Origin of the sequence: endosymbiont of Bathymodiolus septemdierum str. Myojin knoll, assembly GCF_001547755.1 — a bacterium.
GTDB lineage: Bacteria > Pseudomonadota > Gammaproteobacteria > PS1 > Pseudothioglobaceae > Thiodubiliella.
This window is the reverse complement of the sequence record NZ_AP013042.1, coordinates 135,607-158,793: the sequence shown is the minus strand read 5'-3', so window position 1 is coordinate 158,793 and position 23,187 is coordinate 135,607. Positions and strand designations below refer to the sequence as shown.

The 23,187-nt window shown below is 38.5% G+C and carries 25 protein-coding genes; 13 read left to right on the top strand and 12 right to left on the bottom strand.

Annotation, left to right across the window (positions count from 1 at the left end; translation table 11 throughout):
- Positions 1 to 4: 4 nt before the first annotated feature.
- Positions 5 to 643 (bottom strand): orotate phosphoribosyltransferase, encoded by a 639-nt coding sequence (gene pyrE, locus BSEPE_RS00775; protein ID WP_066042633.1) that lies wholly within the window; start codon positions 641 to 643, stop codon positions 5 to 7.
- 34 nt (positions 644 to 677) lie between these two features.
- Between pyrE and BSEPE_RS00770 the strand changes: the two genes are divergently transcribed.
- The 11 genes from BSEPE_RS00770 to fabB are packed head-to-tail and all read left to right on the top strand — an operon-like array spanning position 678 to position 11,631.
- A complete protein-coding gene (locus BSEPE_RS00770) occupies positions 678 to 1,445 on the top strand; it encodes an exodeoxyribonuclease III (protein ID WP_066042630.1) in 768 nt (255 codons plus the stop codon).
- Positions 1,445 to 2,125, top strand: a complete 681-nt coding sequence (trmB, locus tag BSEPE_RS00765) for a tRNA (guanosine(46)-N7)-methyltransferase TrmB (protein WP_066042627.1) — start codon at positions 1,445 to 1,447, stop codon at positions 2,123 to 2,125. The genes BSEPE_RS00770 and trmB overlap by 1 nt, the downstream gene beginning before the upstream one ends.
- A complete protein-coding gene (locus BSEPE_RS00760; protein WP_066042625.1) occupies positions 2,125 to 2,559 on the top strand; it encodes an FxsA family protein in 435 nt (144 codons plus the stop codon). The genes trmB and BSEPE_RS00760 overlap by 1 nt, the downstream gene beginning before the upstream one ends.
- Positions 2,556 to 3,731 (top strand): bifunctional folylpolyglutamate synthase/dihydrofolate synthase, encoded by a 1,176-nt coding sequence (locus BSEPE_RS00755; protein WP_331710347.1) that lies wholly within the window; start codon positions 2,556 to 2,558, stop codon positions 3,729 to 3,731. Before BSEPE_RS00760 ends, BSEPE_RS00755 begins: the two co-directional genes overlap by 4 nt.
- Positions 3,732 to 3,754: 23 nt before the next feature.
- On the top strand, positions 3,755 to 4,603 hold the full coding sequence (locus BSEPE_RS00750; RefSeq protein ID WP_157059355.1) for a CvpA family protein: 849 nt from the start codon (positions 3,755 to 3,757) through the stop codon (positions 4,601 to 4,603).
- Between the two features lie 9 nt (positions 4,604 to 4,612).
- Positions 4,613 to 6,127, top strand: a complete 1,515-nt coding sequence (purF, locus tag BSEPE_RS00745; protein ID WP_066042616.1) for an amidophosphoribosyltransferase — start codon at positions 4,613 to 4,615, stop codon at positions 6,125 to 6,127.
- A 4-nt stretch (positions 6,128 to 6,131) separates the two neighbouring features.
- Positions 6,132 to 7,487, top strand: a complete 1,356-nt coding sequence (locus tag BSEPE_RS00740) for a DNA cytosine methyltransferase (RefSeq protein WP_083502938.1) — start codon at positions 6,132 to 6,134, stop codon at positions 7,485 to 7,487.
- Positions 7,477 to 8,700, top strand: coding sequence for a hypothetical protein (locus BSEPE_RS00735; RefSeq protein ID WP_066042613.1), 1,224 nt, complete (start codon positions 7,477 to 7,479; stop codon positions 8,698 to 8,700). The genes BSEPE_RS00740 and BSEPE_RS00735 overlap by 11 nt, the downstream gene beginning before the upstream one ends.
- Positions 8,701 to 8,711: 11 nt before the next feature.
- The gene (locus BSEPE_RS00730) at positions 8,712 to 9,881 is read left to right on the top strand and encodes an O-succinylhomoserine sulfhydrylase (protein ID WP_066042610.1); all 1,170 of its coding nucleotides are present in this window, start codon (positions 8,712 to 8,714) and stop codon (positions 9,879 to 9,881) included.
- A gap of 8 nt (positions 9,882 to 9,889) precedes the next feature.
- Positions 9,890 to 10,414 carry a 3-hydroxyacyl-[acyl-carrier-protein] dehydratase FabA gene (gene fabA / locus BSEPE_RS00725; RefSeq protein ID WP_066042605.1) on the top strand — a complete coding sequence of 175 codons (525 nt, stop codon included), beginning with the start codon at positions 9,890 to 9,892 and terminating at the stop codon, positions 10,412 to 10,414.
- A complete protein-coding gene (gene fabB / locus BSEPE_RS00720; protein ID WP_066042601.1) occupies positions 10,414 to 11,631 on the top strand; it encodes a beta-ketoacyl-ACP synthase I in 1,218 nt (405 codons plus the stop codon). Before fabA ends, fabB begins: the two co-directional genes overlap by 1 nt.
- Positions 11,632 to 11,711: 80 nt before the next feature.
- Here the strand turns inward: fabB and secF are convergent, their stop codons facing one another.
- Genes secF through serS form a run of 4 tightly spaced genes read right to left on the bottom strand, consistent with a single transcriptional unit; the run spans position 11,712 to position 16,159 of the window.
- Positions 11,712 to 12,632, bottom strand: coding sequence for a protein translocase subunit SecF (gene secF, locus BSEPE_RS00715; protein ID WP_066042597.1), 921 nt, complete (start codon positions 12,630 to 12,632; stop codon positions 11,712 to 11,714).
- Complete coding sequence (gene secD, locus BSEPE_RS00710; RefSeq protein ID WP_066042595.1) at positions 12,629 to 14,485, bottom strand: protein translocase subunit SecD; 1,857 nt, start codon at positions 14,483 to 14,485, stop codon at positions 12,629 to 12,631. The genes secF and secD overlap by 4 nt, the downstream gene beginning before the upstream one ends.
- 16 nt (positions 14,486 to 14,501) lie before the next feature.
- Complete coding sequence (gene yajC / locus BSEPE_RS00705) at positions 14,502 to 14,846, bottom strand: preprotein translocase subunit YajC (RefSeq protein WP_066042593.1); 345 nt, start codon at positions 14,844 to 14,846, stop codon at positions 14,502 to 14,504.
- A gap of 26 nt (positions 14,847 to 14,872) precedes the next feature.
- Positions 14,873 to 16,159 (bottom strand): serine--tRNA ligase, encoded by a 1,287-nt coding sequence (gene serS, locus BSEPE_RS00700; RefSeq protein ID WP_066042590.1) that lies wholly within the window; start codon positions 16,157 to 16,159, stop codon positions 14,873 to 14,875.
- An 80-nt stretch (positions 16,160 to 16,239) separates the two neighbouring features.
- Between serS and BSEPE_RS00695 the strand changes: the two genes are divergently transcribed.
- Both BSEPE_RS00695 and BSEPE_RS00690 read left to right on the top strand, forming a co-directional pair.
- On the top strand, positions 16,240 to 16,527 hold the full coding sequence (locus BSEPE_RS00695) for a rhodanese-like domain-containing protein (RefSeq protein WP_066042587.1): 288 nt from the start codon (positions 16,240 to 16,242) through the stop codon (positions 16,525 to 16,527).
- 25 nt (positions 16,528 to 16,552) lie between these two features.
- Positions 16,553 to 17,185 carry a hypothetical protein gene (locus BSEPE_RS00690; RefSeq protein WP_066042586.1) on the top strand — a complete coding sequence of 211 codons (633 nt, stop codon included), beginning with the start codon at positions 16,553 to 16,555 and terminating at the stop codon, positions 17,183 to 17,185.
- 33 nt (positions 17,186 to 17,218) lie between these two features.
- On the opposite strand, the gene BSEPE_RS00685 is transcribed toward BSEPE_RS00690, so the two are convergent.
- From BSEPE_RS00685 to sat, 7 genes are all read right to left on the bottom strand, one after another.
- Positions 17,219 to 17,572 carry a hypothetical protein gene (locus BSEPE_RS00685; RefSeq protein ID WP_066042583.1) on the bottom strand — a complete coding sequence of 118 codons (354 nt, stop codon included), beginning with the start codon at positions 17,570 to 17,572 and terminating at the stop codon, positions 17,219 to 17,221.
- Positions 17,573 to 17,577: 5 nt separating this feature from the next.
- Positions 17,578 to 18,087: an FKBP-type peptidyl-prolyl cis-trans isomerase gene (locus tag BSEPE_RS00680; protein WP_066042580.1), complete on the bottom strand. Its 510-nt coding sequence runs from the start codon at positions 18,085 to 18,087 to the stop codon at positions 17,578 to 17,580.
- Between the two features lie 10 nt (positions 18,088 to 18,097).
- Positions 18,098 to 18,454: a hypothetical protein gene (locus tag BSEPE_RS00675; RefSeq protein WP_066042575.1), complete on the bottom strand. Its 357-nt coding sequence runs from the start codon at positions 18,452 to 18,454 to the stop codon at positions 18,098 to 18,100.
- A 165-nt stretch (positions 18,455 to 18,619) separates the two neighbouring features.
- The gene (aprA, locus tag BSEPE_RS00670) at positions 18,620 to 20,527 is read right to left on the bottom strand and encodes an adenylyl-sulfate reductase subunit alpha (protein ID WP_066042572.1); all 1,908 of its coding nucleotides are present in this window, start codon (positions 20,525 to 20,527) and stop codon (positions 18,620 to 18,622) included.
- On the bottom strand, positions 20,527 to 21,006 hold the full coding sequence (gene aprB / locus BSEPE_RS00665; RefSeq protein ID WP_066042568.1) for an adenylyl-sulfate reductase subunit beta: 480 nt from the start codon (positions 21,004 to 21,006) through the stop codon (positions 20,527 to 20,529). The genes aprA and aprB overlap by 1 nt, the downstream gene beginning before the upstream one ends.
- Before the next feature lie 31 nt (positions 21,007 to 21,037).
- A complete protein-coding gene (locus tag BSEPE_RS00660) occupies positions 21,038 to 21,802 on the bottom strand; it encodes an adenylyl-sulfate reductase (protein WP_066045961.1) in 765 nt (254 codons plus the stop codon).
- A gap of 176 nt (positions 21,803 to 21,978) precedes the next feature.
- On the bottom strand, positions 21,979 to 23,187 hold the full coding sequence (gene sat / locus BSEPE_RS00655; RefSeq protein ID WP_066042565.1) for a sulfate adenylyltransferase: 1,209 nt from the start codon (positions 23,185 to 23,187) through the stop codon (positions 21,979 to 21,981).

The following is a 23,187-nucleotide window of genomic DNA, read 5'->3' as shown; positions in this document are numbered from 1 at the left end:
GTACTCATACTCCGTAGTGTTCACGATATGTTTCAATACGGGTGATTAATTTTTGATCATTGCCTTGTTTTAAATAATTAATAACACTTGAAAGATTGATGATGCTTAAAACGCTTAGTCCAAAATCTTGCTCAACTTCTTGAATGGCGGATTTTTCGCCTTTGCCTTTTTCTTGTCGGTCTAATGCGACGATAACACCTTTTGCGGTGGCGCCGTTGGCTGAGATAATGTCCATTGCCTCGCGGATTGCAGTGCCAGCAGTAATAACATCGTCGATGATTAAAATGTCTCCTGTTAACGGGTGTCCGACGATGTTGCCGCCTTCGCCGTGGGTTTTGGCTTCTTTGCGGTTGAAACTATAAGGGATATTTTTATTAAAATTGTCATTGAGCGCCATTGCGGTGGCAGTAGCCAAAGGAATGCCCTTGTAGGCGGGGCCGAACAGAACATCAAAATCCATACCACTGTCTTCGATGGCCTGTGCGTAGAAATGACCAAGTTGTGACAGATGTTTACCCTGGTTAAATAATCCAGCATTGAAAAAATAAGGACTGATGCGACCTGATTTTAGTTTGAATTCTCCGAATTTTAATGCGCCCACTTCTAAAACGAAATTAATAAAGTCTTTTTGATAATCTTTCATAGTTGTCCAATATTTAATAAGATAAAATTTAAAGATGAAAATTATAACAGTCAATGTCAATGGAATTAGAGCAGCTGAAAAAAAAGGTTTTTTTGATTGGTTGAAAAAAGAAGATGCAGAAGTGGTGTGCTTGCAAGAAATCAAAGCACAAGAAGACCAATTAGACGAACGCTTCTACCCTAAAGAATACCACTGTTATTACCACCCTGCCGAGAAAAAAGGCTATTCTGGTACTGCAATTTTTAGCAAGAAAAAACCCAACTTGGTCGTCAAAAAAACCGATTGGGAAGATATGAATTTTGAAGGTCGAATTATTCAAGCCGATTTTGATGATTTATCCGTGGTGTCTATTTATATCCACTCAGGTAGCTCTAAGCAAGAAAGACAAGATTTAAAAATGGCGTTTTTAACGCAACGCTTTATGCCTCACCTTAAGCAATTAAAAGCCAATGGAAAAAAAGTCATCTTCTGCGGCGATGTTAACATCGTCCATCAAAAACGCGACATAAAAAACTTCACTGGCAACAAAAATCGCTCAGGCTGCCTCCCAGAAGAACGCGCCTATCTCGACGAATTATTCGATAAAGTTGGCTTCATTGACGCCTTTCGTGAAATCAACCAAGAAGATGGACAATACACCTGGTGGAGCAACCGTGGGCAAGCCTGGGCAAACAACACTGGCTGGCGCATTGACTACCAAATTCTTACGCCAAACCTTAAAGGCACGGTTAAAAATACCCAAATTTATAAAGACCAACGCTTTTCAGATCATGCGCCACTGATTATGGAATATAAATTTTAATGGCTGCTTTAAGAAAAATACAGAGTTTCGTCCGTCGCTCTGGTCGTTTGACGCTTTCTCAAAAAAGAGGTTTGACAGAATTATGGGCAGACTATTCTATTGAGACTGACAAGACAATTGATTTTGAAACAGTTTTCGGGAATGACAATCCAGTGGTTTTGGAAATTGGATTTGGCAATGGCGATACACTGGTGAATATGGCACAGAACAATCCACAGTTGAATTATGTAGGGGTTGAGGTTTATGAGGCAGGGATTGGGCGATTGATTAGTAGTACGCATAGCAATGCGCTGAAAAATTTAAAAGTGTTAAAAGGTGATGCAGTAGAATTCTTGGAAAAAATTATTGCAGAGGATACCTTGAGTGGCGTGCAATTATTTTTCCCTGACCCGTGGCACAAGAAAAAGCATCATAAACGCAGGATTATTCAGCACAGTTTTTTGAATTTATTATCGGAAAAACTAAAAAATGGGGCCAAATTTCATTTGGCAACAGATTGGGAAAACTATGCTGAACATATGATGGAGACACTAGAAGAAAATAAAAACTTTAAAAACACGCAATGCGCCCATACATATACACCAAGACCAGATTTCAGACCTTTAAGTAAGTTTGAAAAACGCGGACATCGCTTGGGTCATGGCGTTTGGGATTTAATTTTTGTTAACGAGAAATCATAATGTTACTTTTAATTTTTGTTATATCAACGACTTTAGAATTAATGGTACTAATTGAAGTTGGTGGTGCGATTGGCACGGGCAATACGATTTTATTGATTATTTTGACGGCTTTTATCGGCGCCTATTTACTAAAACAACAGGGGCTCTCTACCTTGCAAAAAGTGCAACAAATGCAGATTCAAGGGCAAAATCCGTCGTTTGAAATGTTGCAAGGCGTCGTCATTATGGTGTCGGGCATATTGCTTTTGACACCTGGATTTATTACGGATAGCGTTGGATTGTTAGGGCTAATGCCTTGGAGTCGAGCGTTCTTTTTAAGGTATTTCTTGGAGAAGAATGTGAATAGAATTTTTACTTCAACACAAACGCAACAACAAAAGCAAAAAAATAGGCAAGACGACAAGATTGTTGAAGGCGAATTTTGGGAAGAGTGAAAAAACTCAACGATTGGCTAGATTATCAGCAAAATCTACATGCGGTAGGGATTGATTTAGGATTAGAGCGCATACAAAAAGTTTATCAAACTCTCTTTCCAAGTGGGGTAAATTTTAAAGTTATCACCGTTGCGGGGACTAACGGCAAAGGCTCAACCGTCGCTTTTATTGGCAGCATTTATCAACAAGCAGGCATTAAAGTTGCCTCATTTACCTCCCCACATATCAATCAATATAACGAACGCTTTAGCGTTAATGGCATGCAAGTTAGCGACCAACAAATATGCACTGCCTTCGAGCAAATCGAACAGGCAAGAGAGAATACCTCTTTAACTTATTTTGAATTTTCTACTTTAGCGGCATTATTGATTTTTACCCACGCAAAAGTCGAAATTGCCGTATTAGAAATTGGCTTAGGTGGTCGTTTGGATTCGGTCAATGTGGTGGATAGTGATGTGGCAGTGATTACCAATATTGATATTGACCATACAGATTATTTGGGCAATACGCGTGAGATGATTGGCTTTGAAAAAGCGGGCATTATGCGTGCAAATATGCCTTGTATTTGTGGTGATTTAAACCCGCCAAAAACAATTGAAGCGGTGGCAAAAAAAATGAAGGCTTTTTTAACATTTGTTAACACACCTTACATGGGCGATATTGGTTTACAAGGCGAACATCAACAACGCAATGCCGCACTTGCGATTGAGGCAATTAAGCAACTGCCTGAGTTTTCTATTACTCAAAATCAATTTTTCAATGGCATTAAAAATACAAAATTAGCAGGTCGTTTTCAAACTAAGAAAATTAATGGAAAAATGGTGATTTTAGATGTTGCACACAACCCTGCAGCCGTTCAAGTCTTAAGTAGTACCCTTAAACAAAACAAACAGCCAACCATTGCAATTTTTTCTGCCTTGGAAGATAAAAATATTAGAGAAATGATTTCAATTATTTCTCCAATTATTGACGAGTGGCTACTCGTTCCACTAGATACAGAGCGTGCAATTTCCATGCAAGATTTAACGCAAAAATTTTCTTTATCTGATAGGGTAACGGCTTGCGAAGATATGTCTTCTGCAATCCATCGGGCATTAAAAACAAAACAACTGCAACGCATTGTTATTTTTGGCTCTTTTTATGTTGTTACCGATGCGCTCAAAATCTTGTAAAATTAACTTCTTTTAATCATTAAATGAATTTAACAACAATGACTGAATTTATTACAAATATTGGCAATTATCATTGGTCCGTCTGGGTTTCTTTGATTATTTTTATTGGTTTTGGTGTGCGCGGATATGAACGCGGCATGGCAAGAGAACTCATTGGACTTGGTTTTTTAGTACTATCTTTTACTGTTGCTTGGTTGTTTTATATTGATTTATCCGGTCATCCGATCATCACTTGGATGTCATTATCACTGCAATCTAATATGGCAATTGCATTTGGTGTTATCTTTGTTTTAGTAGAGGCGGCAAAAATGGTGCTTTATAAAGTGATAGCAATGGCATCGAAAATCTCTGAACCTTGTACTTTAAATAAGTCTTTTTTAGTAGGATTTTTACTCATTGCTACTGCTGTATTTAATTATTATATTGATGTAATTTTTGATTTCAATTTTATTGAAATAATGGCCACCTCTAATTTCTTTCATTCTATGACATCCTTCGCCATTATGTTCTTTGCATTTATTGGTTTCTTTGTTACCTTGTCCAAACTATTCAAGCGCCCAATCAGCACATCGTATCCTTGCTTTTTAAGTGCTTTTATTCAAGGCATTTTAAATACACTATCCGCCTTAGATGATAAACTCAATGCAACAAACATAAGTGGTGGAGATAATTACATATTCGGCGCTATTATTGGACTCATCAAAGGTTTTGCATTTATTATTCTAATGATTTTAATATTGCAAAGCATTGACACTATTTCACAGGGGTATTTTTGGGCTGAATCCCAAAGTTCACTAGGAGTATTCCAAGATGTCGTTACCAGCATTAAGCTTGAGTTATCACAACATCTACTATTTATCAAAAACGATTAGGAAATAATTATGTGCGGCATTGTCGGTATTTTATCCACCACAAAAAAAGACACAGCGCTTTATATTTATGATGCGTTAACCATTATTCAACACCGTGGACAAGATGCTGCTGGCATTGTTACTTCGCACAAAGGTCGCTTTTATATGCGTAAGTCAAATGGTCTGGTTAGAAACGCCTTTAGAGCCAAGCATATGGCTGGACTCTTAGGCGATATGGGTATTGGACATGTGCGTTATCCGACAGCAGGCAGCTCATCAGGTGCGGAGGCGCAACCGTTTTATGTCAATTCCCCTTACGGTATTGCTTTTGCTCATAATGGCAATTTAACCAATACAAAAGAATTGGAAAAAGAATTATTCGAACAGGATTTACGCCACATTAATACCAATTCTGATTCAGAAATCCTACTGAATGTATTCGCTGGAGAATTGGCAAAATTAGAAAAACAGCGCATTAATGAAAAAGATATTTTCACCTCAATTACCCAAGTACACAAAAGAGTCCGTGGCGCCTATGCAGCGGTTGGTATGATTCCAGGCTATGGTATTTTTGGTTTCCGCGACCCAAATGGCATTCGCCCATTGATTTTAGGCAAGCGCACCACGAATGGTGGTACTAAATATATGTTGGCATCAGAAAGCGTTGCACTCACAGCGTTGGGCTACAAGGTAACGCGTGACATCACGCCGGGTGAAGGTGTTGTGATTGATAGAAAAGGCAATGTTTTCACCAAGCAATGTTCAGACAAGGCTCAATACGCCCCTTGTATCTTTGAATTTGTTTATTTTGCCCGTCCAGATTCTGTGATTGACAATATTTCTGTGTATAAATCTCGCCTAAGAATGGGTGAAAAATTAGCAGAAAAAATCCAAAATGAGTGGAATGAAAAAATTGATGTGGTTATTCCAATTCCAGATACCTCGCGCGTAGCAGCCCTACAATTGGCACAAAAACTCGGCGTAAAATATTCCGAAGGCTTGATTAAAAATCGCTACATCGCTCGCACTTTCATTATGCCTGGACAAAAACAGCGTAAAAAATCAGTGCGTCAGAAGCTCAGCGCCATTGAACTTGAATTTAAAGGCAGAAATGTTTTATTGGTCGATGACTCTATCGTGCGTGGCACCACCAGCGAGCAAATTGTCAAAATGGCTCGTGATGCGGGCGCTAAAAAAGTCTTTTTTGCCTCCGCCGCTCCTGCGGTGCGTTATCCAAATGTTTACGGTATTGATATGTCAAGCGAGAAAGAATTTATTGCCCATGGCAAAACCACCGAGCAAGTGTGCGAAGCCATTGGTGCTGATAAATTAATTTATCAGAATTTAGAGGATTTAATTTGGTGCGTACAGCAAGGCAATCCGGATATTAAGACCTTTGATAATTCTTGTTTTGACGGTAAATATGTTACTGGTGATATTGATAAAAATTACCTACAAGGCATCGAAGATATACGCTCCGACACTGTCAAACAAAAACACCAATCCAACGAAAGTTCAGAACTTATCTGTAATGACGTAGAATAACCCTATGGCAAAAATCAAAGACATTTCTAAAATTGATTATTCCTCAAAAAAAGAATACGGTAGTTTTTATCCAGTCTTAGAACACCAAGAAACACTTGATGGTGTGGAGGATGCCTTTCAAGTGGGGTTATTAGACCATTTTGAAACAGAAGAACATGACTATAATAAACCTGATTTTACTTTTATTGATTTATTTGCAGGTATTGGTGGCTTTCACCTCGCCGCTTCAAGCTTAGGTGGAAAGTGTGTTTTTGCCAGTGAGTTTGATGAAAATGCCCGAAAAACTTACGAAGCAAATTTTTTGAGGCACAATAAAGATTTATTTTATTCAGGCAACTTTGCAGGTGATATTACCAAGATTGACGAAAAGGACATCCCTAATTTTGATTTTTTATTTGCAGGTTTTCCTTGTCAGCCATTTTCTAAAGGAGGGCATAGAAAAGGCTTTGAAGACACGAGGGGTACTTTGTTCTTTGATGTCGCTAGAATTATAAAACACCATAATCCTAGTTACATACTACTTGAAAATGTACAAAATTTAGTCACTCACGATAATGGTAAAACATTTGAAACAATTTGCAATACTTTGGATGAATTGGGTTATGCAATAAATACCAGTCCTTTAATTTTAAGCCCTGATGATTTTGGAATCCCAGCCATTAGAAAGCGTATTTTTATACCAGCCATTAAAAAGGCGTTAATAAAAAAAGATAAATTTTCATTAAACCTTTCTACTTCTTTATCTTTAGCTAATGAAAAAGGAGCTTACGCTATTGTAGATAAAAAACCTGTTAATAAAGAGTTCTATATTTCTGATTATGAAACAAAAGTTTTAGAGGCTTGGAATGAATTTTATCTAGGTATTGATATTAAAGTCATTGGTTACCCAATATGGGCAAAGGAATTTAATAAAGACTATAAAATTATTGACACGCCAAAATGGAAGGTAAATTTTATTTTAAAAAATAGAGAACTTTATAAGCGTAATAAAAAATTTATTGACAAATGGCTAAAAAAATATAATTATTTAGATTGGATGAAACCAACACAACAAAAAATGGAATGGCAGGCTGGTGCAGATATTGATAATATTTATGAGGGCTTAATTCAATTTAGACCATCTGGTATTCGAGTCAAAAGACCTAATAAATTTTCAACTTTAGTGGCAATGAACCAACCGCAAATTATTGGAAAATACAAACGCAGATTAACGCCAAAGGAAACTAAGAAATTACAATCTTTTCCTGTTGATTTTGCACTACCTATCCAAAATAATATCGCTTTAAAACAACTAGGAAACTCTGTCAATATAGAAGTAGTTAAAAAAGTTATTCAAAATATGAGAAGTTATGCCAATTAAAATAGAGCAAATTACAAAAACTGGGCGGGTTGTTAGTGATTATGATGAAAAACTAAAACCAAATGAAATTAAGTTACTTTTATCTAAACAGAAGTATATAGAAATTAAATCTAACAAAAATCCCTACATTGTCAAATATAAAAATAAAGACATAAATTTATATGTAAAAAACATTACTTACTTAGGTAGGAAAAAAGATAAACTTGGCAATTATGATGATTGGGAGCATTATAAAAAACGAATACAAATTGGTGAAAACTTTAAACCAATATCTAAACAAAAAAACACCTTGCTATTAGGCGTGTATCATTATGACAATGCAAATGTATTCTGTATTTTTGATAAACAAAGTTATGAAAATAGTTCAGCAAATAATGCAAGTGCTCACATCCATACAATGGATATACTCAAGGCAAAAGAATTAAGCCTATTTGAAAAAACTGATAAAAAAGGAAATAACATCATTGTTTTTACTGAACAAAATTTTGAAAAGGCATTTGATGTGGTTTTGTTAAATAAAAAAACCACTTTATCAAACGAAATAAATATTTTTAATGATTTTTCTAACACTTTAAATGCTAATTGGCTAGGTGTTGATTGTTACATTGAAATGATGAATAATAATTTTAATTTAGCCTATCTTGGCGAATGGGCTGGATATTATTTAGAATATAAGTTTGATGAATTTTTAAGAAACAATCCTGGTTATCAAGACATTTGTCAGTATGTTCAAAATAAAGAACATACAGCAATAGATTTGGATTTATGGTTTGAAGAAAAGCAATTTTATGGGGATTTAAAAGCACATGGTGTTGATAGAGATTTGATAGGTAATGATAAAACTAATATTAACGAAGCATTAAGACAATATAATAAAGTTTGGTATATAGTTTTTTCCCATAGTACAATTAAAGATAAAGATAAAGATAAAAATGGCTTAACTACTGAATTTTGGAATAAAAAAATAAATGAACGCTATGAAAAAACTGGTAAAGGTAAGTTTAAAAAATTAGATAGTTATTTATCGAGAATGAAGCACTCTGTTATTCTGGATAATTTTGCTATATTGGAAATCAATCAATTTAATAAAAAATATTTAGTAGATTTTAAGCAAGGAAAAAATAGTAATGGAGCAGAAAGAAAAATAAAAATATCAATCAAGAAAAAAGATATAGAAAACGATAATTTTGTAATTTACCGAAAAAAAATTTAACGCATAAAAATATGAAAAACAAAAAATTCAACACAAAAGCCATTCGTGAAGGCTATCAAACCACCAACGAACAAGAGCATTCTGAAGCAATTTTTATGACCTCCAGCTTTAAGTTTGATTCAGCGGAGCAGGCGGCGGCACGATTTTCTAAGGAAGCGCCGGGTAATATTTATGCACGCTTTACCAATCCTACGGTGGATGCTTTTGAGAAGAAATTAGCCGCTCTTGAGGGGGCAGAGTCGTGTGTTGCTACGGCGTCGGGGATGGCAGCAATCTTTGCTGTGATTATGGCATTGGTTAAATCGGGTGACCACATTGTGGCTTCGCGCAATATGTTTGGCACTTCTATCGTACTACTTAACACCGTTGTGAGTAAGTTCAATGTCGGTATCACTTATGTTGATTTGGGTGATTTATCACAGTGGGAAAATGCCATTGAAAGCGACACAAAATTATTCTTATTAGAAACACCATCTAACCCATTGGGCGAGGTAGTAAACATCAAGGCGCTAAGTAAAATTAGCAAGGCAAACAATATTTTATTAGCGGTAGACAATGCAATTTTGTCGCCAGCATTACAAACCCCTATTAAATTAGGGGCAGATATTATCATTCATTCTGCCACCAAATATATTGATGGTCAAGGTCGTTGTTTGGCAGGTGCAGTCTTGGGTAATGAAGAGATTATTGAGCAAATAACGACCTTTACTCGTGCCACAGGCCCTAGTTTGAGTGCGTTTAATGCGTGGATTGTACTTAAAGGGTTGGATACATTAAGCCTAAGAATGAAAGCGCATTCTGAGAATGCAATGAAAATTGCCACCTGGCTAGAAGGTCAAACTAAAATAAATAAAGTACATTACTTAGGTTTAGAATCTCACGCTCATCATCAACTGGCAAAAACACAACAGTCAGGGTTTGGTGGTATTGTGTCCTTTGAAGTTAATGGTGGTCAAGCGGCAGCATTTAAATTAATTAATGCCACTAAAATCTTTTCTATTACTGCCAATTTGGGTGACACAAAATCCACCATCACCCACCCAGCAACAACAACGCATGGGCGTCTGAGCGATGAAGACAAAATTAGTGCTAATATCACCGACGGATTGATTCGACTTTCTATTGGATTAGAAGACGCTGACGACTTAATAAACGATATAAACAAAGGACTTTCGGTATAATTTCAGTTATGATAGATAAAACAAGACAAAATTCGTATTCTTACGAAACACTCATTCAGTGTGGCAACGGTGAATTATTCGGTTCAGGCAATGCACAATTGCCTAAACCACCAATGTTAATGCTAGATAGGATTGTCACTATTAATGAAGACGGGGGTGAGTTTGGTAAGGGTGAAATCATTGCTGAATTAGACATTAACCCCGATTTATGGTTTTTCGATTGTCACTTCAGCGAAGATCCCGTTATGCCGGGCTGCTTAGGTGTTGATGCAATGTGGCAACTGATTGGTTTTTACTTAGGTTGGCTAGGTGGACCTGGTCGTGGTCGTGCATTGGGTTCGGGTAATATTAAATTTACCGGCCAAGTATTGCCAACGGCTAAGAAAGTAACTTATAGAATTAGCCTGTCACGCGTCATCGCACGCAAACTTTACATGGGTATCGGCGATGCCACCATGGAAGTTGACGGTAAAATTATTTATGAGGCCACTGGCTTAAAGGTCGGATTATTCACAGATACGAGCAACTTCTAATGCAAAGAGTTGTTGTTACAGGAATGGGTATTGTTTCAAGTTTGGGTGCAAATTGCACCGAAGTATTAGCGTCTTTAAAAACTGCAAAATCGGGTATTAAATTTGATGAAACCTATGCAGAATTAGGGTTAAGATCCCATGTTTCAGGTCAAGTTGCTGAAGTAGATTCAAGTGAAATCATTGACAGAAAAATGAAGCGTTTTATGGCAGATGCGGCAATTTATAATGCCGTTGCCTTAGACGAAGCCATTAAGCAATCAGGCTTAACCGAAGACCAAGTTTCTAATCCTCGCACAGGATTAATTATGGGTTCTGGTGGTGCAAGCAACCAAAATGTAGTTGAAGCGGCTGATATCTTGAGAGAGAAAGGTATAAAACGCGTGGGTCCATACCGCGTACCTCGCACCATGGGTTCTACAACTTCCGCCTGCCTCTCTACAATGTTCAAAATCAAAGGTATTAATTATTCAATCAGTTCTGCTTGTTCAACCAGTGCTCATTGCATCGGTAATGCAATGGAGCAAATCCAATTGGGCAAGCAAGATGTGGTATTTGCAGGCGGTGGTGAAGAATTAGATTGGTCATTAACAATGTTATTTGACGCAATGGGTGCATTGTCCTCTAAGTATAACCAAACCCCTGAAAAAGCCTCTCGTGCTTATGATGCTGACCGTGATGGCTTTGTCATCTCTGGTGGTGGTGGTGCCTTAGTATTAGAATCACTAGAACATGCGCAGGCGCGTGGTGCAACCATTCTTGCAGAATTAACAGGTTACGGTGCTACCTCTGACGGTTATGATATGGTTGCCCCATCTGGTGAAGGCGCCAAACGATGTATGGAACTTGCCATTTCAACCGTTGACGGCCCCATTGATTACATCAATGCACACGGCACCTCAACACCCGTTGGCGATGCCAAGGAATTAGGTGCAATTAAAGCCGTATTCGGTGACAATGTGCCAAATGTTGGCTCAACCAAATCCCTTTCTGGTCACGCATTAGGTGCAGCAGGTGTGAATGAATCTATTTATTCATTACTAATGTTACAAAATAATTTTATGGCAGAATCTGTTAATATTGATAGGTTAGACGAGGCTGCTGAGGGTGTGCCAATCGTTCAAGCAACGACTGTACAAGCGCTCAACCGAGTGATGTCAAATAGTTTTGGCTTTGGCGGTACGAATGCTTGTTTAGTCTTTGAAAAGTTTAAGAAATAAATACCCTTCTTGAGACAATAAAAAAAAGACCGCAGTAGCGGTCTTTTTTTTATGTGGATTTTGGATTGAAACCCCCTGTATTAAGGGCGATTATCAACTGCCTGCGCTTCTTTCTCTGACGGCAGCAAATCTTCTTTGCTAATACCTAACGCCAAAATCATTGTACTTGCGACATAAATTGAAGAATAAGTACCAACAACAACACCAATCAATAATGCCAAAGCAAAACTGTGAATAATTTCACCGCCTAAATAGAACAATGCCACCAATACCAATAAGGTGGTTACTGAGGTCATAATCGTCCTAGAAAGAGTTTGATTAAGTGCATCATTAATAATTTTCGCAGGATCTGCATGCCGTGTTGATAAGAAGTTTTCACGAATACGGTCAAAGACCACAATGGTATCATTTAGTGAATAACCAATCACTGCTAAAATCGCTGCCAACACCGTTAAATCAAACTCAATTTGAAAAATTGAAAAGATACCCAAGGTAATAATTACATCGTGAATAAGGGCAGAAATTGAACCCAAAGCAAAACGATATTCGAAACGAAATGCCACATAAATTAAAATACCGATTAATGCGTATAACATTGCCAAACCACCATCATTAGCCAGTTCTTCACCAACTTTAGGGCCAACAAATTCCACACGGCGAATATCAACTTCATTACCCAATAAATGGATAATTTTAGAGCTGAGTTTAGCACTGGAAATCTTTTGTGGCTCAAGGCGAATTAAAATCTCTTTGGTTGAGCCAAAATATTGAACATTCACACCGTTAAAATCTGCTTTATTAAGTACCTCTCTCACCTCAGCCAAATTCGCATCTTGCTGATAACCCACCTCAAGCAAAGTGCCGCCTGTAAAGTCAATACCAAATTTTAAACCGTTCGTTGTTAGTGAAAAGACAGAAGCAACAATCAACAGCATTGAAAAAATAATGGCGTAAATACGCCTACCAACAAAGTCAATTTTAGGGATGTTTAACGCCTTCATATTGATAACTCCTCTATTTCTTTTTTGCCACCATAAATTTTATTGATAATCGCCCTTGAAACAATAATCGCCGTAAACATTGAGGTGATAATACCAATAGACAAAGTAATCGCAAAACCTTTAATCGGTCCCGTGCCAAAACTGAACAATACCAAAGCCGCAATTAGCGTGGTAATATTTGCGTCTGCAATCGTCAATACTGCTTTGTCATAACCACTTGAAATGGCCTTTTGAATATTATTCCCCGCACCCAATTCTTCCTTAATACGCTCAAAAATCAACACATTCGCATCAACTGCCATGCCCACCGTCAAGACGATACCAGCAATACCTGGTAAAGTCAGTGTCGCTTGCAACATCGATAATACTGCCACAATCATCACCAAATTAAGTGTTAACGCTATATTTGCCACCACACCAAATACACGATAACGCGCCACCATAAAGAGCAATACCAGTACAAACCCCACAATTACGCTCAACACACCTTTATTGATATTATCGCTACCCAAGCTAGGACCAATGGTGCGCTCTTCAATGATTTCAATCGGCGCTGAAAGTGAGCCCGCTCTCAACAATAAAGCCAAATTACGCGCCTCACGGGCACTGTCAATACCAGTAATCTGAAAACGCGACGAAAAAGTCCCTTGAATCGTTGCTGCATTAATAATATCTTTAGTCTTAGTACGCTTTTTCACAACCTTACCATCTTTGCGTATCGTTTCCACCTTATTCTCAATAAACACAACTGCCATACGATGGCGCAAGTATTTCTTTGTCGTATCCAACATCGCACGACCACCTGCACTATCCAAAGTAATATTAACCTGTGGCGTGCTACTTTCTTGGTCAATACCAGATGCTGCACCAGTAATATTCTCACCCGTTGCAATCACTCGAGTTTTTAATAACAAAGGCCTACCGTCTTTAAAGTAATACAATTTCGACCCAACTGGCGTTCTGCCCGATTGAACCGCTGTTTGCGGATCATTCTTTTCATCTACCAATCTAAATTCTAATGTTGCAACCGCACCTAGAATCTCTTTCGCTCTCGCCGTATCTTGCACACCTGGCAACTGCACCACAATACGCTCTAATCCCTGCTGTTGAATAATAGGTTCTGCTACGCCCAACTCATTCACACGATTTCTCAGCGTGGTAATATTCTGCTTCAACGCACTACTTTTAGCCAGTTTTTTCGCACTTTCACTAATACCTACAAAAATCATTAGGGTATTGTCATTATCCGTTTCTAAAATCACTAAATCAGTCAACTCTGATTTAATAAGCTTTAACACTTTCGCCCTTGAATCTGCCGTTTTCAATTGAATTGCAATGCTGTCATTCTGCTTGGTAATCCGCTTATACAAACGTTCAGTCCGCAGTAGTGTACGCAATTCGTTATAGTATTTATCCATCGACATCTGCAGTACCGAATGCATATCTACTTCTAATAAGAAATGTACACCACCACGAAGGTCCAAACCTAATGACATTGCCCTACCACCTAAACTTGTCAACCATTTAGGCACGGAAGGAGCAAGATTTAACGCCGTTACATAATTGCGACCTAAATTTTCTTTCAACGCATCTTTGGCAGACAACTGACTCGCCGTATCGTCAAAGCGTATCAAAATACGACGATTTGACAAAGTTACCGACTTATAGCCCGCTCCTTTATTTTTCAATACGCTTGTGATTTTGGTTAAATCTGCCGATGTAATCGCCTTATCGCCCGCACTGGAAACCTGCACTGCCAAGTCCGAACCGAAAATATTTGGCAAGGCATACAAGGTAGCAAGTAGTAAAAAAAACGCAATCAATGCATTCTTTAAGCCTGAGTAATGATTCATTAAATTAACCTAATTATTAAATTTTCGCACTACCCTTAGGTAGTTTTTGATTAATGCCTTGCTTTTGCACTTTAATTACCACACCACTCGCCACTTCAACAGTTGCAAAAGATTCATCAACTGACTTTACAATGCCGATAACGCCGCCATTGGTCACCACTTCGTCACCTGTTTTTAAGGCTTTCAATAAAGCCTTGTGGTCTTTGGCGCGCTTTTGCTGTGGGCGAATTAATAAAAAATAAAAAACGATAAACAACAATACCATTGGTATTAAATTGTCTAACCCACCAAAACCCGATACCGCCGCAGTTGTTTCGCCTTCAGCGAATGCTGGTGATATGATTAAATCTAATAAATTCATTGCTTTTTCTCCTAATAAAAAATTGTTTAATTGATAATAGTGATGCCGCCCATATAGCCGTGCAACACATTTGGTATTTTAATACTTCCATCGGCTTGTTGGTGGTTTTCTAACACTGCCACCAAAGTTCTACCCACTGCCAACCCCGAACCATTCAGGGTGTGCAATAATTCAACTTTATCTGTCGCTGGATTCTTCCATCTGATTTGCAAACGACGCGTCTGAAAATCTTCAAAACATGAACAAGAAGAAATTTCACGATACGCATTCTGTCCTGGCAACCAAACTTCTAAATCATAAGTCTTAGCCGCCGAAAAACCCAAGTCACCCGCACACAAATTAACCTTGCGATAAGGTAGATCTAAGGCTTGTAAAACACCCTCTGCATGTTCGGTTAAAGCCTCTAAAGTTGCATAAGAATCCTCTGCTTTAACAATTTGCACCATTTCTACTTTCTCAAATTGGTGCTGACGAATTAAACCTCGCGTATCACGCCCATAAGCCCCTGCTTCAGAACGAAAACTCGGCGTATGTCCAACAAATTTAATTGGCAAATCTTTTTCCTTTACCATTGTATCACGCATAATATTGGTAATCGGCACCTCGCCTGTCGGAATCAAATACAAAGTTTTTGCATCGCCGGCTTCACCATGCAAAGCAGTCTTAAACAAATCTGCCTCAAATTTAGGCAACTGCCCCGTCCCCGTCAGCGACTCTGCGTTAACTAAATACGGCACATAAACCTCTGTATAGCCATTCTTAACATGATGGTCAATCATAAACTGTGTCAACGCACGATGCAAACGCGCAATCTTACCTGTCATTACCGAAAAGCGTGCGCCTGATATTTTTGCAGCTGTCTCAAAATCCAAACCAAGTTTTTCACCCAAATCAACATGGTCTTTCACTTCAAAATTGAATTTTCCTGGCTCACCCCATTTTGATACCTCTACATTGTCATCTTCCGAATTGCCTTTTGGCACGGATTCATGCGGTATATTTGGCAACGCCATAATGATATCATTAATCTTTTGCTGAATATTTTGCAACTCACTTTTCGCCACATCTAACTTATCGCCCAAATCAGCAACTGCATCTAATAATGGCTTAATATCTTCGCCTGCAGCCTTTGCACTGCCAATCGCTTTCGACTGTGCGTTACGCGAGTTTTGCAGTGCTTGTGTTTCCACTTGATTCTTTTTACGCTGCGCTTCTAAGCTGGTCAATACATCAGCGTCAAAAGAAAAATTACGCTTTTTTAACGCTATTTCAACCGATTTAATATCATTTCTTAGTTGTTTTATGTCTAACATTAGTATATAATTATATCCTTATATAGAAGGGGTGCTAGATAAATCAGCACCCCTTCAAAAAACTTATTAAGGATTATACTATGTTCAACTCATTTTCGGGCGATGATGCCTGCAAACTTTTAGCCGCTGGTGCCCAATTGGTCGATGTTCGTTCAAGTTCTGAATTCTCACAAGGATCATTGCCTAATGCCATTAACCTGCCTTTGCAATCGGTTATGAATGCCAAAAATATTCTCGACGAAAGTAAAGCCATCGTTTTATACTGTGTTAGTGGTGCCCGCTCATCCACTGCTAAAAATTATTTAGTGCAAATGGGTTTCGACAATGTCAACGACTTAGGCTCATTCAAAAACTACAATTGCGAGTAAGTGTAATCTTTGTTAAAATCCGCTTATGCGAATAAAGAGTAAATGGCATAAAACTCAGGTCAAAACTATCGAGGATATTGGCAGTGCAATGGCATTTATTTGCTGGCGTATCACTAAAAATCACCTTGAAGATTTAATCAACGAAGGTTTTGTGATTGAAAAAGAACAAGTCTTTGATGTTATCAAAGAGTATCTATGCTTCCTTATTCAATCAATTGACAGATTAGTATTTAAAACCCTTGGCACCGAACAACGCCAAGAATTAATTAATAAACTGGCCAAACAATCTGCCTTCTACTACCAAGAAAATAAAACAGAACGCATCAGCGAAGGCAATCACTGGAAAGCATTTATTAACACTTACAATCAACGCTCAAAAGATTACTCAGAATACAAATTTGTCGGCAACGAACCTGATTACCATTTTTTAAGATACTTTTCGGAAAAAGTCAAACTAGCAATGACCGATGTTGATGAAAAATGGATTGTACAACAAATGATAGAAATCCAAGCACCCAAAGCCTTCAAAAAAATCAGTGAAAGTGTCGATGATTTAGTGTCAGTCAACAGCATCGTTTCTAAAGCAGAGCAAATTAAACGCAAGAAAGAAAAAATCCCACGCTCTAAACGCAAATCTACTCGTTCAGATTTATCTTGAGACCTTATTAAAATAGAAAGTGTGAATATGGCGTTAAGCCTTGTTAATTTCTACCGTTAAACCCTTGGTGTTCTTTGACAATGAAAAATCTGCCTGCGCCCTCATAATAGAATCAACACATTCATCCAAATCAGTGTATTCATCAGTACCTGTATCAAAACGCTTGTCACGCATAAAGTAGAACATATTTTTAAAGGTGCCTTCTGCTATTTTAAGCACTACAAAAGTATAATAACCGTCTTCCCAAATAGCTGCGGGTTTTTCTTCGCCGCCTACCTCAATATCACCCATATGAACACCATGGTCCTTCTTGGTCCAACGCCCATCAATATGGGTTTTAATAATATCTATTTCTGCTTGTGTAAAGTCTGTTGCCATAATAGTCATATCAATTAATGAATTTTGTGCGCATTTGGCAGTTTAAGTTCCGGTGGAATGTCATTAAGTGGACCGCCTGCTGCCGCTTCTTCATCGGTAGGCTCACGCACAGTTAACACTTCCAAGGTAAAGATAACATCTCTACCACAAAGCGGGTTATTGCCATCAACGGTGACTGTTTTTTCATTGACACGGATAACAATAAAATCTTTAGGTTCGCCTTTCTCGTTTTCCATGGTAATGGTTGTACCAACTTTACGGAACGCTTCTGGTACATTTTCAAGATGATCAGTAAACACCAAAGACTCGTCCCTTGGCCCATAAATTAAATCACAATTAATTGGCAATTCAATCACATCACCCTGCTCTTGTCCTGCCAATTCTGCGGTAACTTCAGGTGATAAAATCTCACTGATACCCTGTATATAGCCGAGTGGAAATTCCACTTCAGACAATACATCTTTGGTTTTTTTATCAATAACCTTGTAATTTAATTCAACAAATTTTCCGTCTTCAATAACCATTATCTAACCTTTAAAAAATAGTTGCACCAAAAATTTTGACATCACCATCTTCGTTATAACCCAAAACTAAGCGACCTAAATATTCATCGCCAACCATATTTTTGTTAGTCTGCTTATAAAGAACAGTCACATGTTCACCACGACGAATCATACCTAAATGCTCAGGATCTTTTTCCAGGCCTTTGGTTAATTTACTACGGGCAAATTGCTTACCCATTTCAATTTCGTTTGCACCGCGAAGCATTTCTTCAGAAAAATTTCTAGTGAATGCACCATAGTTTTTATTATTAGAGAATTTCACTAAGTCATTCCAAAATGGATTGGCAATAGCTAATAATTCTTCATCTGTTTTATCAATAATATTCATTTGTTACTCTTATAATTAAATTTTCTTTTTTAAGACCGCTATATACACTAAGTATAAACCTAATGCATATAAAGCTCTCCTCAAAATAAAAGACCAACATAAAAATGTTGGTCTTTTATTTTGTCTAATGAAGACTTGTTACCAGCCCTTCGTCAAGCGAGATTTTTACTTCTCGTCGTCGCCAACTAGGTGATACAATGGTTGTTTCTCCATCTTGTACTCACCAGTAACACGATCACGCTGTGAAGTCGTCAAAACATGCCAATTTTCATCGTCAAGTTTCATCTTATCACCACGGTAGTAGTAACCAGGCCAGCGAGTTTCCTCACGGAATAAAGTGTGATGAACTACGCATTCAGAAGTGCGATGACGGTGCTTAAGCTCCCATGCACGCAATAACTGATGAATGTCTTCGGCAGCAACCTTCTCTAAATCTTCTTCCATAATCTTCAACTTGTGAAGACCCATATTTAGAAGTTTATCGTTCGTCATATACTGAACGGTTACACCACCCGCATACTCGTCCATCAACTTTTGTAGTCGTTGAAGGCCCGGCATTGGCAAGATGTAACTTGGCGACACAGTGCCACCAACAATTTCGTTACGACCCACTGTATAAGTTTCTAAAGGTTTGTAGATTTGTGCCTTACGATCATCAATTTGCTTTTGTGAAACATTGATACCTTCGGCTTTTCCGTCATCAATATATTTACAAGCAGCTTTAGCAGACAAACGACCTTCAGTGAACGAACCCGAAGAAAACGCATGTGGCGTTCCACCAACAGAGTCACCTGCACCAAATAAACCCTCAACCGTAGTCATACGATTGTAGCCCCAAAAGTACTCAGGAATGTTACCTGAGATATCTTCAGGACCTGAACACCATGCGCCACAACCTGTCGCGTGTGAACCCATTACATACGGCTCAGAAGTCGTTAATTCAGGGTTGATATATTTAGGATCAATGTCTGTTGCAGCCCATAATACCGCTTGACCAACCGTCATACCTAAGAAGTTTTCCCATCCTACTTCTTCTAAATGTGGGTCTTGGAATGCTTCAACAGTAACCATGTGAATTGGACCACGACCAGCCGCCACTTCAGAGATGAATGCGTGATTACGCAAACAAGTCGGAATAGGCTTATGTGAGAAATGTTGGTTTTCAGTATCAAGATAGGCTTTACCTACTCTTTCTGCTAATTCTGGGAACCACTTAGACTCATACTCGTCGCCATAAGCGTTTTGAGTGTAAGTCTTAAGGTGTAAGAAGTATGCGCCAACAGGACCATAACCGTCTTTAAATCGAGCAAGAACAATACGGTTTTCCATTTGTGTCATTTTTGCACCGGCTTCAATTAATAAGCCATACGCAGAACCTGATGACCATGGTGCATACCAAACACGACCTGCACCTTCACCCACTGAACGCGGTTTAAAGATGTTAGACGCACCACCAGCACCAACAATAACAGTCTTAGATTTAAATACATGGTAGTTACCTGTACGCACATTAAAACCAACAGCACCTGCAACACGGTTATCTTGTGCATCGTCCATTAATAAGTGTGTGACCATAATACGGTTGAAAGTCTTGTCAGCATTCACTTTTGCAGCTTCAGCAACGATAGGCTTGTATGATTCACCGTGAATCATAATCTGCCAGCGACCTTCACGCATATAAGCACCTTTACCGATATCACCTTCAGGTAATTCAGCTCTCTTAGGGTCCTTCATTAAAGGCAAACCCCATTCTTCAAACTTATGAACAGCAGAGTCAACATGACGCGCCATATCAAAGGCTAAGTCTTCACGAACCATACCCATCAAGTCCATTCGTGCATAACGCACATGGTCTTCTGGATTATTTTCGCCCCAACGCGTACCCATATAACAGTTAATCGCGTATAGACCCTGTGCAACCGCACCAGAACGGTCGATGTTTGCTTTTTCAGCAATCACAACCTTCTTATCACGACCCCAATGTCTCGCTTCATAGGCAGAACCTGTGCCACCTAAACCTGCACCAACCACTAAAATGTCGATGTTATCTTCAATAATTGTCTTGTAACTCATTAGTAATATACTCCTTCAACCAGTTTTAAACCATTAGATTCTAATGTATGTAAACCACCGTCATCTAAACGAATTGACTCAGGTTCAAATGCCAACAACTCAGAGTTACGCGCTTCAGCCGTAGGCTCAGCTTCATTTCTAAAGTCAGGAATTGCAGAACCCCATGGCTTGGTAGTGATAGGCGATAAGAAATTCTTCTCACGACCATCTCTAAATTTAATTTTCCATGCAATCGTGCCTTTTTCTTCATCACGAATTACACGAACACTATGACCTAGTGGTGCAAAGTCTGCATAACCACGAACATCAATTGCTTGATGTGGGCATGCTTTTACACATGAGTAGCATTCCCAGCACATGTTAGGTTCAATGTTAAGCGCACGACGATACTTCTTATCGATGTGCATAATGTCAGATGGGCAGATGTCGACACAATGTCCACAGCCATCACAACGGGTCATATATACAAAAGTTGGCATATTATTCTCCTTAGTTTAATTAATTAATAGATTAGTAGTGTTGCGGCTTTTCGCGCTTGATGCCAAGACCCATGTCCATAGGGGCATCTACTAATAATTCCATAGAATGACGCTCTCGCTGATCTTTCTCATCTCTGGTGATTGTTGGTAAGTTTTCAGCAGAGCCGTCCGCTTTAGTAATGCGTTTGTCGTATGCAGCAAATGGCTTAAAGAACATATGTGAGAACTTAGACCAATAAACGCCGCCAAATAATGAAGCAGTCGCAAGGATAACAAAACCAAATTCCCAGCCCATTGCGTTGCCATTGAAAGACCAAATAAGTGCAGAAACAGAAGTTGCCATTAACGACAAACTAAACGCATCTCTTTTAAGGTCAATACTAAACGGTGAATTACCTTCGGCAACCACATCCACTTTAAAGAAAAACCAAAACCAAAAACTACCTACCAATAGCATAATTGCACCAATGTGCCACACTTGTGTCCACATTGAATTGGCGCCATCTGCACTAAATATCATTATTGCAGTTGCTGCGTTGAATAAAATAAAACCGTACATAGTCAACAAGTGAACAAGACGACGCACCGGGTTATGGAACTCACCCGCCGAAATAACATCTGTTACGATTGTTGCCGCTGCAATACCGATTTTATCACCAGCACCTAACTCTGTTGTTGCATTGGTTTTTGCTTTTTTTGCATTAGCAAAGAAATATTTTGCACTTTTCTTGTGCAACATATCCATTATTGTCATAACGATAACCAGTGCAACCATTACCATTACGTAAGTCTGCATTGTGTCATATGACATACCTGAATTTGCTAAATTAGCAATTGGTGTGTTATTGATAAAGTCCATCATGATTTTACTTCTCCTTTGTATTGTTTAATCATATTAAAAAAAAATCGTCGAATTTTTAAAACCCGACAATTATATACTATCAGCCCTTTCTGTTTAAATATTTTCTACTTTTACTTAGCTGAGTGGCCACTCAACTTAATTTCTACTTTGTCTTCGTCCTTAATGCTCGCATAATAAGCCTGTAAAACTTTAGCTACTTCGGGGCGTGAGAACTCTTCTGGCAAATCCTCACCTTCTGAAAGCATCTTACGCACTTTGGTACCTGACAATAGTACGCGGTCTTTGGCTTCGTGCGGGCAAGTCTTCATTGAAGACATACCGCCACATTCATGACACCAGAAAGTCCAGTCAATTTTCAATGGCTGTGTTATGAGTGCATCGTCAGCGATTTCGTCAAAGATGTTATGCGCATCAAATGGACCGTAATAGTCATCAACACCAGCGTGGTCACGACCAACGATTAGATGCGAACAGCCATAGTTTTGTCTAAATAATGCGTGCAACAATGCCTCACGAGGACCTGCATAACGCATATCCAACGGATAACCCGATTGCAAGATTGTGTTGTCAACGAAATAATTTTCAATTAAAGTTGAAATCGCTTCTGAACGCACATCGGCAGGAATATCACCTGCTTTAAGTCCACCCAATACCGAGTGAATCATCACGCCATCACAAATTTCTACCGCAATTTTTGCTAAGTATTCGTGTGAACGATGCATAGGGTTTCGCGTTTGAAACGCAGCAACTGTCTTCCAACCCTTATCGTCAAAATATTTACGCGTTTCAGCGGGTGTCATATATAAGTTACCAAACTTCGCAGGAAAGCCGCCATCAGATAAAACTTTAATAGGTCCTGCAAGATTATATTTACCCTGCGCTTGAACCATAACAACACCTGGATGTGCATCTTCAGTAGTCTTAAAAACTGTTTCACATTCGTGGTCTTTGTCGATTGTATATTTTTCAGTGACCTTCATCGTTGCTAAAACCTCACCCGTTTTACTGGATGTGATTGCAATTTCATCGCCTGCTTTTACAGCTTCATCGTTAGTCGATAAAGTAACAGGGATCGGCCAAAACAAGCCATTAGTCATTGTCATGTTATCACAAACGCCTTTCCAGTCTGCTTCACCCATAAAACCGTCTAATGGGTTAAAACCGCCAATACCCAACATAACAATATCACCTTCTTCTCTTGAAGAACATTCGATTTTTGCCAATGATTCTGCTCTTGATAATTCCGCTGTTAAAGCATCGCCTGATAATGCTAACGCATTAATTGTATCGCTACCATGTGGTGGGACTAATTTTGACAT

Coding starts and splice junctions, on each gene's coding strand:
- pyrE (WP_066042633.1), bottom strand. CDS start 643: ATGAAAGATTATCAAAAAGACTTTATTAATTTCGTTTTAGAAGTGGGC.
- BSEPE_RS00770 (WP_066042630.1), top strand. CDS start 678: ATGAAAATTATAACAGTCAATGTCAATGGAATTAGAGCAGCTGAAAAA.
- trmB (WP_066042627.1), top strand. CDS start 1,445: ATGGCTGCTTTAAGAAAAATACAGAGTTTCGTCCGTCGCTCTGGTCGT.
- BSEPE_RS00760 (WP_066042625.1), top strand. CDS start 2,125: ATGTTACTTTTAATTTTTGTTATATCAACGACTTTAGAATTAATGGTA.
- BSEPE_RS00750 (WP_157059355.1), top strand. CDS start 3,755: ATGAATTTAACAACAATGACTGAATTTATTACAAATATTGGCAATTAT.
- purF (WP_066042616.1), top strand. CDS start 4,613: ATGTGCGGCATTGTCGGTATTTTATCCACCACAAAAAAAGACACAGCG.
- BSEPE_RS00740 (WP_083502938.1), top strand. CDS start 6,132: ATGGCAAAAATCAAAGACATTTCTAAAATTGATTATTCCTCAAAAAAA.
- BSEPE_RS00735 (WP_066042613.1), top strand. CDS start 7,477: ATGCCAATTAAAATAGAGCAAATTACAAAAACTGGGCGGGTTGTTAGT.
- BSEPE_RS00730 (WP_066042610.1), top strand. CDS start 8,712: ATGAAAAACAAAAAATTCAACACAAAAGCCATTCGTGAAGGCTATCAA.
- fabA (WP_066042605.1), top strand. CDS start 9,890: ATGATAGATAAAACAAGACAAAATTCGTATTCTTACGAAACACTCATT.
- fabB (WP_066042601.1), top strand. CDS start 10,414: ATGCAAAGAGTTGTTGTTACAGGAATGGGTATTGTTTCAAGTTTGGGT.
- secF (WP_066042597.1), bottom strand. CDS start 12,632: ATGAAGGCGTTAAACATCCCTAAAATTGACTTTGTTGGTAGGCGTATT.
- secD (WP_066042595.1), bottom strand. CDS start 14,485: ATGAATCATTACTCAGGCTTAAAGAATGCATTGATTGCGTTTTTTTTA.
- yajC (WP_066042593.1), bottom strand. CDS start 14,846: ATGAATTTATTAGATTTAATCATATCACCAGCATTCGCTGAAGGCGAA.
- serS (WP_066042590.1), bottom strand. CDS start 16,159: ATGTTAGACATAAAACAACTAAGAAATGATATTAAATCGGTTGAAATA.
- BSEPE_RS00695 (WP_066042587.1), top strand. CDS start 16,240: ATGTTCAACTCATTTTCGGGCGATGATGCCTGCAAACTTTTAGCCGCT.
- BSEPE_RS00690 (WP_066042586.1), top strand. CDS start 16,553: ATGCGAATAAAGAGTAAATGGCATAAAACTCAGGTCAAAACTATCGAG.
- BSEPE_RS00685 (WP_066042583.1), bottom strand. CDS start 17,572: ATGACTATTATGGCAACAGACTTTACACAAGCAGAAATAGATATTATT.
- BSEPE_RS00680 (WP_066042580.1), bottom strand. CDS start 18,087: ATGGTTATTGAAGACGGAAAATTTGTTGAATTAAATTACAAGGTTATT.
- BSEPE_RS00675 (WP_066042575.1), bottom strand. CDS start 18,454: ATGAATATTATTGATAAAACAGATGAAGAATTATTAGCTATTGCCAAT.
- aprA (WP_066042572.1), bottom strand. CDS start 20,527: ATGAGTTACAAGACAATTATTGAAGATAACATCGACATTTTAGTGGTT.
- aprB (WP_066042568.1), bottom strand. CDS start 21,006: ATGCCAACTTTTGTATATATGACCCGTTGTGATGGCTGTGGACATTGT.
- BSEPE_RS00660 (WP_066045961.1), bottom strand. CDS start 21,802: ATGCAGACTTACGTAATGGTAATGGTTGCACTGGTTATCGTTATGACA.
- sat (WP_066042565.1), bottom strand. CDS start 23,187: ATGTCAAAATTAGTCCCACCACATGGTAGCGATACAATTAATGCGTTA.